Annotated in this window: 12 protein-coding genes and 2 pseudogenes; 7 read left to right on the forward strand and 7 right to left on the reverse strand. The window is 38.5% G+C overall.

The window, feature by feature from the left end; genetic code table 11:
- Positions 1 to 4: 4 nt before the first annotated feature.
- The 3 genes from EWZ81_RS01460 to gltS are packed head-to-tail and all read right to left on the reverse strand — an operon-like array spanning position 5 to position 2,967.
- Complete coding sequence (locus EWZ81_RS01460) at positions 5 to 721, reverse strand: tRNA1(Val) (adenine(37)-N6)-methyltransferase (protein ID WP_165548783.1); 717 nt, start codon at positions 719 to 721, stop codon at positions 5 to 7.
- The gene (locus tag EWZ81_RS01465; protein ID WP_165548784.1) at positions 703 to 1,737 is read right to left on the reverse strand and encodes a dihydrofolate reductase family protein; all 1,035 of its coding nucleotides are present in this window, start codon (positions 1,735 to 1,737) and stop codon (positions 703 to 705) included. The genes EWZ81_RS01460 and EWZ81_RS01465 overlap by 19 nt, the downstream gene beginning before the upstream one ends.
- Positions 1,738 to 1,740: 3 nt before the next feature.
- Positions 1,741 to 2,967, reverse strand: coding sequence for a sodium/glutamate symporter (gene gltS / locus EWZ81_RS01470; protein ID WP_165548785.1), 1,227 nt, complete (start codon positions 2,965 to 2,967; stop codon positions 1,741 to 1,743).
- 85 nt (positions 2,968 to 3,052) lie between these two features.
- On the opposite strand from gltS, the gene EWZ81_RS01475 reads away from it, so the two are divergent.
- Positions 3,053 to 4,252 (forward strand): saccharopine dehydrogenase family protein, encoded by a 1,200-nt coding sequence (locus EWZ81_RS01475; RefSeq protein WP_001927089.1) that lies wholly within the window; start codon positions 3,053 to 3,055, stop codon positions 4,250 to 4,252.
- 9 nt (positions 4,253 to 4,261) lie between these two features.
- Here the strand turns inward: EWZ81_RS01475 and ccoG are convergent, their stop codons facing one another.
- Positions 4,262 to 5,638: a cytochrome c oxidase accessory protein CcoG gene (ccoG, locus tag EWZ81_RS01480; protein WP_165548786.1), complete on the reverse strand. Its 1,377-nt coding sequence runs from the start codon at positions 5,636 to 5,638 to the stop codon at positions 4,262 to 4,264.
- Between the two features lie 105 nt (positions 5,639 to 5,743).
- Between ccoG and plsY the strand changes: the two genes are divergently transcribed.
- The 6 genes from plsY (at position 5,744) to nusA (ending at position 12,483) form a co-directional block, all read left to right on the forward strand.
- Positions 5,744 to 6,406 carry a glycerol-3-phosphate 1-O-acyltransferase PlsY gene (gene plsY / locus EWZ81_RS01485; protein ID WP_001877123.1) on the forward strand — a complete coding sequence of 221 codons (663 nt, stop codon included), beginning with the start codon at positions 5,744 to 5,746 and terminating at the stop codon, positions 6,404 to 6,406.
- Positions 6,403 to 6,756 (forward strand): FolB domain-containing protein, encoded by a 354-nt coding sequence (locus tag EWZ81_RS01490; protein WP_165548787.1) that lies wholly within the window; start codon positions 6,403 to 6,405, stop codon positions 6,754 to 6,756. The genes plsY and EWZ81_RS01490 overlap by 4 nt, the downstream gene beginning before the upstream one ends.
- Positions 6,740 to 7,066 carry a Plug domain-containing protein gene (locus EWZ81_RS01495; RefSeq protein WP_165548788.1) on the forward strand — a complete coding sequence of 109 codons (327 nt, stop codon included), beginning with the start codon at positions 6,740 to 6,742 and terminating at the stop codon, positions 7,064 to 7,066. The genes EWZ81_RS01490 and EWZ81_RS01495 overlap by 17 nt, the downstream gene beginning before the upstream one ends.
- A 153-nt stretch (positions 7,067 to 7,219) precedes the next feature.
- Positions 7,220 to 9,811 (forward strand): TonB-dependent receptor, encoded by a 2,592-nt coding sequence (locus EWZ81_RS01500; RefSeq protein WP_165548789.1) that lies wholly within the window; start codon positions 7,220 to 7,222, stop codon positions 9,809 to 9,811.
- Between the two features lie 227 nt (positions 9,812 to 10,038).
- Positions 10,039 to 11,199 carry an L-seryl-tRNA(Sec) selenium transferase gene (locus tag EWZ81_RS01505; RefSeq protein ID WP_165548790.1) on the forward strand — a complete coding sequence of 387 codons (1,161 nt, stop codon included), beginning with the start codon at positions 10,039 to 10,041 and terminating at the stop codon, positions 11,197 to 11,199.
- 96 nt (positions 11,200 to 11,295) lie between these two features.
- Positions 11,296 to 12,483, forward strand: coding sequence for a transcription termination factor NusA (gene nusA, locus EWZ81_RS01510; RefSeq protein ID WP_165548791.1), 1,188 nt, complete (start codon positions 11,296 to 11,298; stop codon positions 12,481 to 12,483).
- A gap of 239 nt (positions 12,484 to 12,722) precedes the next feature.
- On the opposite strand, the pseudogene EWZ81_RS01515 reads toward nusA, so the two are convergent.
- The 3 genes and pseudogenes from EWZ81_RS01515 to EWZ81_RS08300 all read right to left on the reverse strand — a co-directional run bounded on the left by EWZ81_RS01515 (position 12,723) and on the right by EWZ81_RS08300 (position 15,769).
- A pseudogene (locus tag EWZ81_RS01515) lies at positions 12,723 to 13,489 on the reverse strand (hypothetical protein).
- Positions 13,479 to 13,916, reverse strand: coding sequence for a Panacea domain-containing protein (locus tag EWZ81_RS01520; RefSeq protein WP_165548792.1), 438 nt, complete (start codon positions 13,914 to 13,916; stop codon positions 13,479 to 13,481). Before EWZ81_RS01520 ends, EWZ81_RS01515 begins: the two are co-directional and overlap by 11 nt.
- A 224-nt stretch (positions 13,917 to 14,140) precedes the next feature.
- Positions 14,141 to 15,769 (reverse strand): annotated as a pseudogene (locus EWZ81_RS08300) (RNA-directed DNA polymerase).
- Positions 15,770 to 16,142: the final 373 nt, after the last annotated feature.

A 16,142-nucleotide genomic window follows, 5' to 3' on the forward strand; every position in this document is an offset into this window, starting at 1 on the left:
ATCCTCAATCTAAAGGCGCTTTGATAGAATAGGTGTTACAAATTTGATAGATATTTAAAACTTCTTTGGTGTTGTCGCTTTGGTTTTTGGAATGGTGCGTGATTAAAGGGGGCAGAACTTTTAGAGCGCTTTTGGAATTATTCCTGGCCGCTCCAAGCATCAAATGGGCGTTTTTGTCTTTAAAACTTTGGACAAACCTTAAAGTTTCTAGCGTGAGTTTAACGCTTTTTAGGCTTTCTATGACCAAGCAAAGCGATAAGGCTTCATAGCAAAAAATAAAATACCCTTTAGGTTTCAGGCATTTTTTCACTTTAGCTGCTAAAGAAGCGAAGTCTAATTCGCTCTGGTGTCTCGCATGCCCTTTGTTTTTAGATTTAATAGAGCCTAAAGCATAAAAAGGAGGGTTGCACACAATCGCATCATACAAAATCGGGGGGTTGAAATCTAAAAAATCGCCCTCAAACGCTTGGGCGTTAGGGAATTTGAGGGCGTTTTTTTGGGAGCAAAACGCCATTTTGCTATCCTTTTCCACTAAATGAACGCTCGCCAGCGGGTTATCTCTAGCGCAGAGCAAGCCTAGAACCCCACACCCTGAGCCTATGTCTAAAATCGTGCCGCTATTTTTGATAAAAGGGCGTGAAAAATCGTATAAAAAAAGCGAATCGCTATTGTAAGAATAAGCGTTTAAGGGCTGGTATAATCTTAAGAGTTTTCTATCCATAAAAGGGCTTCATTTTCTAAGATTTGTGCATGCAACAACCGCCCTTTAAAAGGGGTTTTTAAAGCGAATGCACTAAACGCTTCGTTAATCATAGACGCATGCGAATGCAAAAGCAACGCATCAATTTTGTCCCTCAAGCTCTCAAACAATCCCCACCCCCCTTCAATGAAATTAAACCCTTTCTCTAGGGGTAAATCTTTAGGGTCATGGAAAGTATTGACTAAGCGATTAGGCGCAGAAAAAACTTTTGAACTAGGGCTAATTGAACGCTTGGATAAAATAGCGATATTGGGGTTTTTACCTTGATAAAAATTATCGCAAAAGCGAGCGTCCAATAAGGGGTTATCCGTTCTTATGGTTTTCCCAGAAATGATGAGCGTGTCGCATACCGCTCGCTGGTTGTGCGTGAAAATAACGCTTTTTTGCCCGGTGATCTTGCCATGATGATAATCCCCATTCATCCTTAAAGCGAGTTTGAACAAATTAAAACGCCCCTTTTGTTCCATTACCCTAAAAGGCAAGAGCAAGTCCTTAGCCTTGTTTTCTAAATTATGACAAATCATTGTTTCAATATGAGCCTTTTGTAGCCTTGCTAAACCCCCTTTTTTAGCTTCGTTTTCTTCTGTGGCAATGACCACTCTTTTAGGCTTTAAAATTTCTAACAATCCGCTGCACGCCGGGGTTTTGCCATAAGAATTGCATGGCTCTAGGGTGATTAAAAAAACGCAGTCTGTAAAGGCGTTATCGTGGCGCGTTTTTAAAAAATCGCTTAAAGTTTTAGGATCTTCTAACTTTTCTAAATCGTTTTTTAAATGGGGGCGTAAAATCTTTAACGCTGATTTAGCGGCTAAGACTTCTGCATGCGGGGTTTTGGCTTTTTTATGGGTTTCTAAACTCAAGATCTCATGGTTTTTATCTAGCACCATGCAAGCCACGCTCGGATTTTCTAAGGCTAAGGTTTGATATTCCCACGCCTTATTCAAGCAAGTTTCTAATAAACTTTCATAAAGTCTCATGGTTTAACTAGGGAAAAAAGGCAAAAGCAAAAAGCCTTTAATCGCTAAAGCGTTAATAAGATCAACAAAAAACGCTCCCACTAAAGGCACGACGATAAACGCCACATGCGATGGTCCGTAGTGGTTGGTGATGGTTTGCATGTTCACCATAGCCGTTGGGGTCGCTCCAAGCCCAAAACCGCAATGCCCCGCGCACAACACCGCCGCATCATAATCCTTCCCGCATACCCTAAAGGTTACTAGCACCACATAAAGGATCATAAATACCACTTGAACGCTCAAAATAACCGCTAACGGCACAGCGAGTTTTAACAATTCCAATAAATTCACACTCATTAAAGCGTAGGCTAAAAACAGACTCAAACTCACATTCCCTATGACTGAAACCTCTCTGTCAAACACGCTATGGATCTTAAAAAACGACAAGGCGTTCCTTAAAATAACCCCCACAAACAAGCACCACACAAAAGTCGGCAAAGTGAAACTTTTAGGCATCAGATGCGATAAAAAAGTCCCCACTAATAAAGCTATTGCAATGAGAGCTAAGGTTTCTACAAAACTGGATGCGGTGATTAGGCGCTGCTCTTTAGGGGTTTCAAAACCTTTAGACACCACGCCCTCTAAAGTGTCTTTTTCTTTAGTGTCTTTAGGTTCTAGTTTGTATTTAGAAATCAAATACTTGGCGACAGGCCCCCCAATAATCCCCCCGCTCACCAAGCCAAAAGTCGCGCACGCCATGCCCACTTCCAAGCTAGAGCTAAAATGATAGGGTGGTTGGGTGAAAAAATTAGCCCATGCCGCGCTAGTGCCATGCCCACCCACTAAAGCGATCGATCCCCCTAAAAGCCCCATTAAAGGATTGACCCCTAAAAGGCTGGCGATAGAAATCCCCACTGCATTTTGGCACACCACAAACCCCGCCACAGCCAGCAAAAAAACCGCAAGCATTTTCCCGCCTTTTTGTAAAGATTTGAAATCCGCGCTCAAACCAATGGTGATGAAGAAAGTCAGCATTAAAGGGTCTTTTAAAGAAGAATCAAATTGCAAGCCAAAATGATAAAATTGACGCGCTAACATGATAAAAAAAGCGACTAAAACCCCACCCACAACAGGCTCTGGAATATCATAATCGCGCAAAAACTTGACTTTAGAAATCACATAACGCCCCAAGAGTAACACTAAAACCATGCACACCAAAGTGGCATAAATATCCAACTTAATTTCTTGCAAGCTTGCATCCTTATTAATCAAATTTATCTTATTATAATATAATACCCCCCTAAAAGAACGAGATTAGTTAGAAAGTAGGTGTTCCTTGCATACAGTATTACAAATTGGAGCTGGTGGCGTAGGCAGTGTAGTAGCACACAAAATGGGCATGAATAGAGATGTGTTTAAAAATATCATTTTAGCGAGCAGGAGCTTAGACAAATGCCATGCAATTAAAGAAAGCATGCTCAAAAAGGGTTTGGGGGAAATTGGTGTTGAGCAAGTGGATGCCGATGATACGCAAGCCTTAGTCGCTTTAATCCAAAAATACAAGCCTAAAGTCGTTGTTAATGTGGCTTTACCCTATCAGGATTTAACGATCATGCAAGCATGTTTAGAGACTAAAACGCATTACATTGATACCGCCAATTACGAGCACCCGGATTTAGCGAAGTTTGAATACAAAGAGCAATGGGCGTTTGATAAGGCTTATAAAGAAGCAGGGATTTTAGGGATTTTGGGGGCTGGGTTTGATCCAGGCGTTACGAACGCTTATGTCGCTCATGCTCAAAAACACCATTTTGACACTATCCACACTTTAGACATTTTAGACTGCAACGCTGGGGATCACAAACGCCCTTTTGCCACGAATTTTAACCCTGAAATCAATTTAAGGGAAGTCAGCTCTAAAGGGCGTTATTATGAAAATGGCAAATGGATTGAAACAAAGCCTTTAGAAATCAAGCAAGTGTGGGCTTACCCGCAAATTGGCGAAATGGATTCGTATCTTTTATACCATGAAGAATTGGAATCGTTAGTCAAAAACATTAAAGGCTTGAGGAGGGCGAGGTTTTTTATGACTTTCTCTCAAAACTATTTAACCCACATGAAATGCTTGGAAAATGTCGGCATGCTAGGCATTAAAGAAATAGAGCATCAGGGCGTGAAAATCGTGCCGATACAATTTTTAAAAACCTTACTCCCTGATCCAGCGTCCTTAGCTAAAGACACTACCGGCAAAACCAATATCGGGTGCTATATGACCGGCATTAAAAACAACCAAGACAAAACGCTCTACATTTACAACGTGTGCGATCACAAAAAATGCTATGAAGAAGTGGGTTCGCAAGCCATAAGCTACACCACCGGCGTGCCAGCGATGTGCGCGGCTAAAATGATTTGCAACGACACTTGGAGCGTGGAGCATTTTAAAGCTGGGGTGTTTAACATAGAAGAATTAAACACCGATCCTTTCATGGAAGAATTGATCAAACAAGGCTTGCCTTATGAAGTGATTGAGCGCTAGTTTTAGGCTTCAATCTTCACTAGGCGCGATAAACACCGATTCCCTTTCTATCGTAATATTCTTATCGTCTGCGCTGTAAGCTTGTATCGTAATAGGGATTAGAATATCTTTAGCGCGTTTGTATTCTGTGGCGTTACCCTTTAGGGGTTTTCGTAAAATCACTACCGCTTTGATCTTTTGCCCGGCTTTAATGGCGATAGGGTTTAAAGGCTTTTTGATGTGGATGTCTTTTTGCCCTAAAATTTTGAAATAAAACTCATGGTCTTTATTGTCCGTGTTATGGAATAAAAACACGTAATCGTTATCCACATACCCACTAGATCGCAATTCATACAGATCGCTGTTGCGGTTAATGTCTAAAAGCATGCGTTCTTTTTTAAACGAAGTGATGGCTAAAAGGGCTATCACAATAGCGATAACCCCCATGTAAGCGATCGTTTTTAAACGCACTAGGCGCACTTTTTGGCGCGTATTAATGGCGTTAGTTGAAGACCATTGGATGAGTGAAGGGCGGTTGTATTTGGCCATGGTAATCGTGCATGCATCCACGCACTCTAAGCAATTGATGCATTCTAATTGCAAGCCCTTTCTAATATCAATATGCGTGGGGCAAACCTGCACGCAATGCAAACAATTCACGCATTCGTTTTCAGCACTGCGTTTTTTAGGGGGCAAGGGGAAGAGGCGGCCTTGATTGTCATAAAGCGCTCCGCCGCGCTTTTCATCATAAATAGGGTTTAAGGTGTCATTGTCATACAACACCGATTGCACCCTAGCGTAAGGGCATAAATAAATGCAAAAACGCTCCGCAACCACCACTATATCAAAAAGCACCACTAAGGCGCTAAAAAGCCAAAAACCCATAGCGATAGGGTGATCGCTAGGGTTTTTAAGATACATAAAAAAGTCTTCTGGGGCGATGAAATAAAAGAAAAACAACATCATTAGCCCCGCCACAACAGGAGCGAACAACAAAACGCTCAATACTTTACGGATCTTATAGCTTGGGGTGTTTTTAGGGCTTTCTTGCTTGTTGCTGATCTTTTTATGGAGTTTGAAAATCTTGGTTTCAATCACATCTCTATAAAGCACCCTTAAAAAGGTTTGCGGGCAAGCCCAACCGCACCACACGCGCCCAAGGCTAGTGGTGATGAAAAAAATCCCTATAAAAAGCAAAATAACCATGAAAGGCAAAATTTGCAATTCTTCAGCGCTAAAGATCTTGCCTAAAAAATGCAGTTGCTTATGCTCAAAAGAGATCAAAAACAAATGCGCCCCATCAATGCGAACAAATGGCGTGATCAATAGCGCTAAAGAAATCAATAAAAACCCTATATAACGCTTCAAGCGAAACGATTTTAAAAAATGGCTAGAAGTTTCAAGCATTCTCAATATCCTAAAATTTTTAAGCCACTATACCCTAACAACTTAACGCTTTCACTTAAAAAGCAACATGTTATAATGATCGCTATTTTATTTGAAAGGGTATTTATGGAAGGCGTTTTGAATTTCCTAACCAATATCAATGTGATTTTCACCCTTTTGGGCTATTTGATTGGGGGGATTCCTTTTGGCTATGCGTTAATGAAAATCTTTTATGGCATGGATATTACTAAAATCGGATCGGGGGGTATTGGCGCGACGAATGTCTTACGCGCTTTACAAAGTAAGGGCGTGAGTAACGCTAAACAAATGGCCTTATTAGTCTTAATCTTGGATCTATTCAAAGGCATGTTCGCGGTGTTTTTGAGCAAATTGTTTGGGTTAGATTATAGTTTGCAATGGATGGTCGCTATCGCGAGCATTTTAGGGCATTGTTATTCGCCTTTTTTGAATTTCAATGGAGGCAAGGGCGTTTCTACGATCATGGGCTCTGTGGTGTTGCTCATCCCTATTGAAAGCCTCATCGGCTTGACGGTGTGGTTTTTTGTGGGTAAGGTGCTTAAAATCTCTTCACTCGCTAGCATTCTAGGGGTAGGCACAGCGACTGTTCTTATCTTTTTTGTGCCTTATATGCATATCCCAGATAGCGTCAATATCCTTAAAGAAGTCGGCACGCAAACGCCTATGGTATTGATTTTTATTTTTACCCTTATCAAGCATGCGGGCAATATTTTCAATTTATTGACCGGTAAAGAAAAGAAAGTCTTATGAAAACTAAACAAGGCGTCCATATCCATAACTTGGTGTTTGAAACGATTTTAGGGATTTTAGAGTTTGAACGCTTAAAACCCCAAAAAATAAGCGTGAATGTGGATCTTTTCTACACGGAATTACCTAATAAGGCTTATTTGGACTACATGGAAATCCAAGAAATCATTCAAAACACCATGCGAGAAAAACAATACCTTCTCATTGAAGACGCCCTTAAGGATTTGAGCCAAATTTTAAAAACGCGCTACAAGGAGATCACTGAACTTTATTTGAAAATCAGCAAGTTAGAAATTTCTCCCAATTCTCAAGTGGGAGCGAGCGTGAAAATTTACTATGAAACCAATCTTTAGCCTCTTTTTCCTCCTTATGGTTTTAAAAGCGCACCCCATAAACCCTTTATTAGAGCCGCTATATTTCCCGAGTTACGCGCAATTTTTAAATCTAGAATCTCATTTTGTCATTAAAAAAAAGCGCGCTTATAGACCCTTTCAATGGGGGAATACCATCATTATCAAACGCCATGATTTAGAAGAACGCCAGAGCAACCAGCCAAGCGATATTTTCCGCCAAAACGCTGAAATCAATGTGTCTTCTCAAACTTTTTTAAGAGGGATCAGCAGTGCTTCTTCACGCATAGTGATCGATTCAGCCGCTCAATAAAATGCTAAAACTTTTTTAATCATATTTTTCTTCATATTTTCTTAATCCTAAAACAAATTTAAGGTATTATTAAATAGAATAATGTAATAATAACCTTAGGTTTAAAACTTGACTAAATTTTTTAGAAAAAAGTAAATAAAAAGGCTAAAAGAAATGCTTAGAAATCAATTTCGTATCGTGTTTGTCTCTTGTATTGTCGCTAGCAGTTTGCAAGCTCAAGAAAATACCCACACTTTGGGTAAGGTAACCACTAAGGGTGAAAGGACTTTTGAATACAACAATAAAATGTATATTAACAGGAAAGAGCTCCAACAACGCCAAAGCAACCAAATCCGTGATATTTTTAGGACTAGGGCGGATGTGAATGTGGCCAGTGGGGGCTTAATGGCGCAAAAAATCTATGTTAGGGGGATTGAGAGCCGTCTCTTAAGGGTAACAATAGATGGCGTCGCTCAAAATGGTAACATTTTCCACCATGACGCTAACACGGTGATTGATCCTAATATGATTAAAGAAGTGGAAGTGATTAAGGGGGCGGCGAATGCTTCAGCAGGCCCAGGTGCTGTTGCAGGTAAATTGTCTTTCACCACGATTGACGCTAACGACTTTTTAAGGAAGAATCAAACTTATGGGGCTAAAGCGGAAGCGGGCTTTTACACCAACTTTGGATACCGCATGAACGCCACTGCGGCTTACCGGGGGAAAAATTGGGACATACTCGCTTATTACAACCATCAAAATATTTTTTATTACAGAGACGGGAACAACGCTTTTAGGAATCTCTTCCACCCTAACTACGATTTACAAGATCCAAGCAATAGCGACATTGGCATAGGGACTCCAAGCGAAGTCAATAGCGTTTTAGGTAAAGTCAATGGCTATATCAACGACACGGATACCATCAGCTTAAGCTACAACATGACAAGGGAGAATTCCACCAGGCTTTTACGCCCTAACACCACTTCAGCCCTCTCCAAAGCCAATGACCCAGGAAGCCAGCCAGCCCCCTTTGTGATTGACTTTGGGAAAGAATTAGCCCATACGATCAACTTCAACCACAATTTGAGTCTGAAATATAAGCATGATGGAGGCACTAGTTTTAGTCAGCCGCGCGTTGAATCTACTGCCTTTTTAGGGGTAAGGGGGGGCGATTATAACCCTGTGGTGAATCCTTTCGCTTACAATTCTAACGAGCCGGCTAACCCGGATTACATCCCTGAAGTTAAAGATTGGTGTAACAACCCGGACAATATCAGCCAGTGCACGCAAGGAGCTATCAGGCCTTCTGATGGAGGCTATCAAATAGGCTATGGGCAGCCGGGATCGATCAATTGGCAAGGCGCTTCTGCAATTTCCACAGGTTCTAATATTTACCATGGGCTTGTCCCTAAAAACCCTGATTATGACATGACCCCCCCTAACGCTCAAAACCCTAGTGCGAACGATTGGACCTTAGGGAATGCGGACGCTGAGGGGACTTTAGCCAGAAGGATTTTCTTAGTCAACTCAGGCGTTAATTTTAAAGTCACCCACCCCATTAGCGAAGATTATGGGAATGTGTTTGAATACGGCATGATTTATCAAAACCTGAGCGTTTTTTCTGGATTGGATAAAGGCAAAAACGGCTATTATAAAAATAATATTGACCCTAACGACCCTAATGGGCCGGGCCTACCTTACCGCCATTACTACACCGATCAGAGCTCCCAATACCCCCAAAATCTAAACGCGCCTAACCCGCTCTATCGTAACATGCCCCAAAATTCGCATGCGATTGGGAATATCATCGGAGGGTTCATGCAAGCGAACTACAATATTTTAAGCAATGTGATCGTGGGTGCGGGAACTCGTTATGATATTTACACCTTGCTAGACAAAAACGGTCGCACGCATGTAACTTCTGGTTTCTCGCCTTCTGCAACCGTGCTTTATAACCCCATTGAAAGCATTGGCTTGAAAGTGAGCTATGCGTATGTGACTAAGGGGGCCTTGCCTGGCGATGGCGTTTTGATGCGCGATCCCACGGTGATTTATCAAAGGAATTTACGCCCTGCGATCGGTCAAAATGTGGAATTTAATGTGGATTACAACAGCAAGTATTTCAATGTGCGCGGGGCAGCGTTCTATCAGGTCATCAATAACTTCATCAACAGCTACGGGCAAGACACTTCTAAAAATGGCGGGGGTAACGCGACCGCAAAAAACATGTCAGGGAATTTACCCGAAACCATTAATATCTATGGTTATGAAGTTTCAGGGAATGTGCAATATAAAAATTTCGTAGGGACTTTCTCAGTGGCTCGCTCTTGGCCGACGGCTAGGGGGCATTTATTAGCGGACACTTACGCTCTAGCTGCAACAACGGGGCATGTGTTTATTTTAAAAGCCGATTATGATGTTCGCAGATGGGGGCTTACTTTAACCTGGCTCTCACGCTTTGTAACTAACATGTTTTATGAAGGCTATTCTATCTACTACCCTCAATACGGCTTGATGAAAATCCATAAGCCTGGGTATGGTGTGCATAATGTCTTTATCAATTGGACCCCCACTTCTAAAAAATGGCAGGGGTTAAGGATTTCAGCCGTGTTTAACAATATCTTAAACAAGCAATATGTCAGCCAGGCTTCCGTGTGGCAAGCGAGCGCGGACGCTCCAGCGAGCGATATGATCCCTAAAAATAAGCGCATGGCGCTCCCGGCTCCTGGATTTAATGTGCGTTTTGAGGTATCCTATCAGTTCTAAAATGAAAGAAATCTTAGGATTTCTTTTTGAATTTTGAACATGGAAACAAGCATGAAAAAACCCTATAGAAACCGCCAAGCTCTATGGAAAAAGTTCCGCTCGCTCAACAAACTCATTAAGACGCTCTTAAGGATTTTAAAAAAGTAGTTTTATCAAAAATTTAGCGGGTTTAGTTTAAAATAACGCTTTATTTTAATTTTCAAAAAGGAAAAGCAAACGCGCTTATTATGGCTAAAGAAACGCCCGAAATAACCCCGGATCTTTTGAAAAACCCTTATCAAAAAATCATCAATGCGAGCGCGAGCGTTTTTGATGAAAAGCATGGGCGATCGTTTTTTAGCCCGCAATTTTATGAAAAAATTGAACCTTATTTAAAAGAAGTTTTAACCCAACCCATTGATTTAGAATGCGATCTCAACACCGCTAAAAAAACGAACCGCTTAACCCCCTTAAAACAGCTTTTTAAGGCGTGTTTTAACGCTGAAGAGGTTTTGATTGTGAATAACAACACCAGCGCGATTTTCCTCATCGCTAACGCTTTAGCGCAAGAAAAAGAAATCGTTGTTTCTTATGGCGAATTAGTGGGGGGGGATTTTAACCTTAAAGATATTTTATTAAATAGTGGGGCTAGGTTGCATTTAGTGGGGAATATTAATCGTGCTTATTTAAGGGATTACCGCTTAGCCTTGAATGAAAACAGCAAAATGCTCTTTAAAACCCACAACCCCGCTTTTCAAAAAGACACGCCTTTTAAAGATTTGCAAGCCCTAGCCAAAGAGCATGGTTTGATTGATTATTACAATTTAGGGGATGTGGATTTGTTAAACAGAGCGGCTTTAGAAGAAGTTTTAGCCCTAAAACCATCGCTTTTAAGCTTTAGCGCGGATAAATGCTTTAACAGCGCACAAGCCGGCATTATTATGGGGCAAAAAGAACGGATTGAAGCGTTAAAAAACCACCCCCTTTATAGAGCCTTGAGGGTGGGTAAAATCACGCTCACCTTGCTTTTTTGCAGCCTAAACGCATGGGTCAATCACCAAGAAGAAATCACCATTCATGCACTACTAAACCAAACTAAAGACGCCTTATTACAAAAAGCCCTCAAACTCTACGCTCTTTTAAAGCCTTTAGAATTGAATGTGAGCATAGCCTCTAGCTTTTCTAAAATAGGGAATTTGCCCAACAAAGAATTAGAATCTTTTTGCGTGAAAATCCAGTCCAAAAACACCCAGAATTTAGATTGCGAGAAACTTTATTTAAAGCTTTTCCAAAAAGGCGTTATTACAAGAATTTCATGCGAATTTGTGTGCTTTGAAGTCTTTAGCTTGAATGGAGAAGATTTGGAAAAAATCGCTCTGGTTTTAAAAGAAATCCTTAACAAGGCTTAAAAATTCGCTATAATAAAATTTCTTTTAAACGCGCCGCTCCCCCACAATAGAGAATGACAAAAAAACGATAGAACATCAATTTAAAGGAACTTAAGAATGGAAAAAATCAGCGACCTTATAGAATGCATTGCGTATGAAAAAAATTTGCCTAAAGAGATGATTTCAAAAGTGATTCAAGGCTGTTTGTTAAAAATGGCGCAAAACGAATTAGACCCCCTAGCGCGCTACTTGGTGGTTGAAGAAAACAAGCAGCTCCAGCTTATCCAGTTGGTGGAAGTTTTAGAAGATGGTGATGAAAGATTGGTTAACGACCCTTCTAAATACATCAGCCTGTCTAAAGCCAAAGAAATGGATCCAAGCGTTAAGATTAAAGACGAATTGTCTTATAGCTTGAGTTTGGAGAGCATGAAACAAGGAGCGATCAACCGCCTTTTTAAAGATTTGCAATACCAACTAGAAAAAGCGTTAGAAGACAGCCACTTTGAAGCGTTTCAAAAGCGTCTTAACAGCGTTTTAATGGGGCAAGTGATTTTAGTGGATCACAATCAAAACACTTTTATTGAGATTGAGCAACAATTTCAAGGCGTTCTTTCCATGCGCCATCGCATCAAGGGTGAGAGTTTTAAAGTAGGCGATAGCATTAAAGCGGTTTTAACGCAAGTCAAACGCACGAAAAAAGGCTTATTATTAGAGCTGAGCCGCACCACCCCTAAAATGCTTGAAGCCTTGTTGGAATTAGAAGTCCCTGAAATTAAAGATAAAGAAATTGAAATCATCCATTGCGCGCGAATCCCAGGCAACAGGGCGAAAGTGAGCTTTTTTTCCCATAACGCTAGGATTGACCCCATAGGCGCGGCTGTGGGGGTTAAGGGCGTGCGCATCAATGCGATAAGTAATGAATTGAATAAAGAAAACATTGATTGCATAGAGTATTCTAATGTGCCTGAAATTTATATCACTTTAGCGCTCGCTCCTGCTAAAATTTTAAGCGTTGAGGTTAAAAAAATCCCCATAGAAGAATTGAATGCTGAAGAAAAAGAATCCATTCAAGAGCGTTTCATTGTCAATAACCATTTGCAAAAGGCTAAAGTGCGTTTATTGGACATTGAAAAATCTAAGGCTATCGGTAAGGGCGGGGTGAATGTGTGTTTAGCGTCCATGCTTACAGGCTATCACATAGAGTTTGAAACCATTCCTAGCGTCAAAGAAAACGCAGAAAATGAAAACGAAAAAGAAACGCCAAAAGTAGGGGTAGAAGCTTTAGAGTCTTTGTTTAAGAATTGAAATGATTTCTGTGGAACTTATTGAGTCCTTAATCAAAAGGACTTTAAGCTAAGAGCGGTATTAAATAGGTGCGTGATTGAATTTCTTAAGGCTAAATTTGAAAGAAATAATTCAGGTTTTTCAATGAGTATTGAGATTTTCAAAATTGCAAAAAACACTCAATTAAGAAAAATTTGCATCAAATTTTATTAGAATGGACACAAAAAATGGGTTGGATTGAATTTAAAGATATTTAGAAACTAAGCCTTGTATATAGAAACTAATCTCTGTATTATATGCAATTCTCCACAAAAACCAATCACAAATAGAATTGTAGCTATTAGATTAAACCAAAACATGGGTTTTTTGCAAAAATTTTCTTGTTTATCTTTTTCTCTTTTGATAAGGATACTTTTGATAAAAAAGAAAAAAGCAGATACAAAATATTCCCAAAAAATAAAGCTATAAAAGCCATAACAAAAACCAAGCGATAGGCGTTCGCTTTGTCAATATTTGATAAAACAGAAGTGGAAAATGCCAATCCCCCAACAAATGTTAAAACAATAGAGGCAAAAATACCTAAAATGGTTATGTATTGCGTTTGTTGTTTATTCAATTCTTCGCTTAATTTTTTATAGTTTTTATTTAGATCATCTTTTAACTTTATAGAAACATCTTTAACTCTACTCATTTTCTTATCAAAATCTTGCAGTCTGATACACTCTAAATTCATGTGATCATAAAGCTTTTCTAGTTTTGGCTTAATGCTTTCAACTTCTTTATTATCTTGAATCTCTTTGAGTGTCCTTATATTTTGTGTGAGCGTCATAAAGGCTTGCTCTTTATCCCTTGTGGAATTTAAAATAATAGTTGTGATTTTTGAGTATTTATGCTTGTATTCTCCTTCATAGATTTCTTTGAGATCTTTGATGATTTGATCTTTTTGGCTAGACAAATCCCCCTCTTCGCACAGCAATACAATCATTTCTTCTAGCTTTTTATCTTTATCTTCTTCTTTAGTCTCCATTTGTTTGTTTGGCTTCTTGTTTGATCAAATCTTTGCTAATGATTTCTTTTCTGTCTTCTTTGAAGCTTTTATGCCAAGCGCCATTTTCTTTATGACTCTCTTTCACTAAGTCCCAATAGGATTTTTTGCTGCATTTTTCTATGGAGTGGTTGATGGTTTCAAGTTCATCTTTTTTAAGATTTTGCGAGAGAGTTTCTTCTTTGGGTTTGTCAATAGAATTGACACCATAATTGCGGTATTCATAATACACCTCTCTTGCAACAGGCCCGTATTTCCAAGCTTCAAAATCATCAGAAACTAGGTGTTTGTCAAACTTTTTGATATAATCAAGCTCTGTGAAATACAAAGTTTTTTGTAATTCTAAGTTACTCAATTCTTTGTTTGAATGCTTAAGAATATATTGTGCTAGTTCCAAAGTATTGACCATTAATACCTCCTAGTTAGTTTTTGCTAATTTTAACTAAATATTGTTAACTTTTCTAACCATTTCTTTTCCAATGATTTTAATCTCTTGAATTTCTTAAAGCTAATTCTAGAGAAATAATTCAAGTTTTTTCAATGGATATTTAGCCTTTCAAAATAGTAAAAATCGCTTAATAGTTCAACTAGTGAGCTATTCACATGTTTAAGGAATTCAGTAACTTTTTTAATTTATTTTTGAAATTCTTTTTTGATGAATGAAATTCCTTTTTTTGACAATTCACTCCAACCATTGCAATTTTTTAATGCATTTTCGTTTTCAACTCTCAATACTTCATATGCAAAAAGCCAAAATTCATCATCTAATATATATGTTCCATCTTCTGACTTAATCATCGTTTCAGCTCTTTTTAAATATTCATCAATCGCAGAACTCTCTGAATCTTTTCTTGCCCTTAAATATCCTAAAAGCATAAAAATACAATCATTACTTTCAAGGGCCATACTATGGCAAGTTTTTTCCATCTCAAAATCATATTTTAGAGAGAAATACAACGCATAAGAACAAGCTTCATGATTATTGTTTTTTGATCCTGCTTTAAATATATTCTTAGAAATTTCTTGAATTTGATTGGTTTGGATCGGATAGTTATTGTTATCAAACACTTCTTCAATACAAGGGATTAAATAAGGATAGAGCAAAGCTAAATGGTGCAAGGTGCTAAAATAATATTCTCTTGCGTTATCTGTCATCTTCTTTTTGTTGAGCATTTTTATAGCTTATTTTAAAATGGAAGCCTTATTATCATTTTGCTTTATCAATGCAATAGATTTATCTAAAAAAGCAACAACGCTAGGGTATTTAATTTTCCCTTTATACTCATCCATTTTAAAAATTTTTAACTGATTGATCCATTCTTCTTCATGCATCAAAGGGAGTTCAAAAATTTTTGTTTTTTTGTGGTTGAGTGAAAGGTTATATTTTTTAAGACACTTTGCGAGATCGATTGTAAATTGTTCTGCCTCATCTCTTGAATTCACATAGCAAGTATAATCATCAATGTGCCTAATATATTTATATTCTGTTTTATTTTGCCCTTTTCTTAAATTTTTTAAATCCCCATCAACGGCGACTAAAATAATTTCTGAAATCAAATTGGAACTATGCGGTCCAATAAGAATCCCCGTAGTTTCCTTATGATTCATGTTTCTTGTTTGGGTATCAATCTCATCGCTCCAATGATTTTTGTCTTTTTTAGCAATTTCTTTACCTCTTATTGCCCAAGGAATTGAATGCGTATAAATGCTTGGGAAGCAAGTGGATATATCAGCCTTTAGCTTGCATCTAGCACCAATACGAATACTCCTCCTTAATTTCCCCTCACAAAAAATATCTTTATGACCCATATCAAAAATACTTTTTCTCATAGCAACTCTATCTTTAGAATAATCGTTTTGAAAAATTTTTTTATTTTTAGGAATTTTTTGAATGTGGATGCGGCTGATCTTGTGGGTATTGCCATCTGTCTTTTCTTTAAAATACCCCTTTAATTTATCCCAATTATCCCGTAGAATTTTGCATTGATTATAATAAGCCAAAGGATTAGGGATAGCAAAATATCTGGGCGTTACAATATCTCTTATTCCCTCGTAGGTAATATGCTGATACCCCATCTTGCGTTTAGGGAATATCTTCTCTTTATTATTCTTGCAATATCTGTAAAAAGGCTTTGATGTCAGAAAATTAGGAATTCTTTCTACAAACATCCCGTATCCTAACAATCCCTTAAAAAGTTTATTTTGAGAAATCTCATTAAGACATTCAAAATAAGTCTTTTCTTTCACTTTTTTCACTAACATTACCCTCTTTTTGAAAGTTTTCCCATTGCCAATATACAGATTCAAAAGCAATTCTATGGTATTTTTTACACCGAATTTTTAAGGCGTTTGTTTTAAGCATCACAATCCCTACTATTTATGGTTTTAGTCCAAAGCCATGCGGTAGAAAAAGCTTTTTTAATCTTTAAATCGCATTTGATTGTTCTTGCTTGTTTTAAGGGTTAGGATAAAATAACGATCACCCCCTAGTTTTTATTTTGCTAGAGATTAGGGGGTAAAATCCACTTTTAGGAGCTTACTATGAAAAATCATCGTAGTAAACACTCTTGGAGAGAATTATACCTAAAAATCAGTTTTTTAGGTTTAAAGTTTGATCTAGTGATTAAACGCTAAT

Origin of the sequence: Helicobacter pylori, from assembly GCF_011140715.1 — a bacterium.
Classification (GTDB): domain Bacteria; phylum Campylobacterota; class Campylobacteria; order Campylobacterales; family Helicobacteraceae; genus Helicobacter; species Helicobacter pylori_DA.

What these genes read in the sequence shown, in the direction of transcription:
- EWZ81_RS01460 (WP_165548783.1), bottom strand. Translation starts at nt 721, where the DNA reads ATGGATAGAAAACTCTTAAGATTATACCAGCCCTTAAACGCTTATTCT.
- EWZ81_RS01465 (WP_165548784.1), bottom strand. Translation starts at nt 1,737, where the DNA reads ATGAGACTTTATGAAAGTTTATTAGAAACTTGCTTGAATAAGGCGTGG.
- ccoG (WP_165548786.1), bottom strand. Translation starts at nt 5,638, where the DNA reads ATGCTTGAAACTTCTAGCCATTTTTTAAAATCGTTTCGCTTGAAGCGT.
- plsY (WP_001877123.1), top strand. Translation starts at nt 5,744, where the DNA reads ATGGAAGGCGTTTTGAATTTCCTAACCAATATCAATGTGATTTTCACC.
- EWZ81_RS01490 (WP_165548787.1), top strand. Translation starts at nt 6,403, where the DNA reads ATGAAAACTAAACAAGGCGTCCATATCCATAACTTGGTGTTTGAAACG.
- EWZ81_RS01495 (WP_165548788.1), top strand. Translation starts at nt 6,740, where the DNA reads ATGAAACCAATCTTTAGCCTCTTTTTCCTCCTTATGGTTTTAAAAGCG.
- EWZ81_RS01500 (WP_165548789.1), top strand. Translation starts at nt 7,220, where the DNA reads ATGCTTAGAAATCAATTTCGTATCGTGTTTGTCTCTTGTATTGTCGCT.
- EWZ81_RS01505 (WP_165548790.1), top strand. Translation starts at nt 10,039, where the DNA reads ATGGCTAAAGAAACGCCCGAAATAACCCCGGATCTTTTGAAAAACCCT.
- nusA (WP_165548791.1), top strand. Translation starts at nt 11,296, where the DNA reads ATGGAAAAAATCAGCGACCTTATAGAATGCATTGCGTATGAAAAAAAT.
- EWZ81_RS01520 (WP_165548792.1), bottom strand. Translation starts at nt 13,916, where the DNA reads ATGGTCAATACTTTGGAACTAGCACAATATATTCTTAAGCATTCAAAC.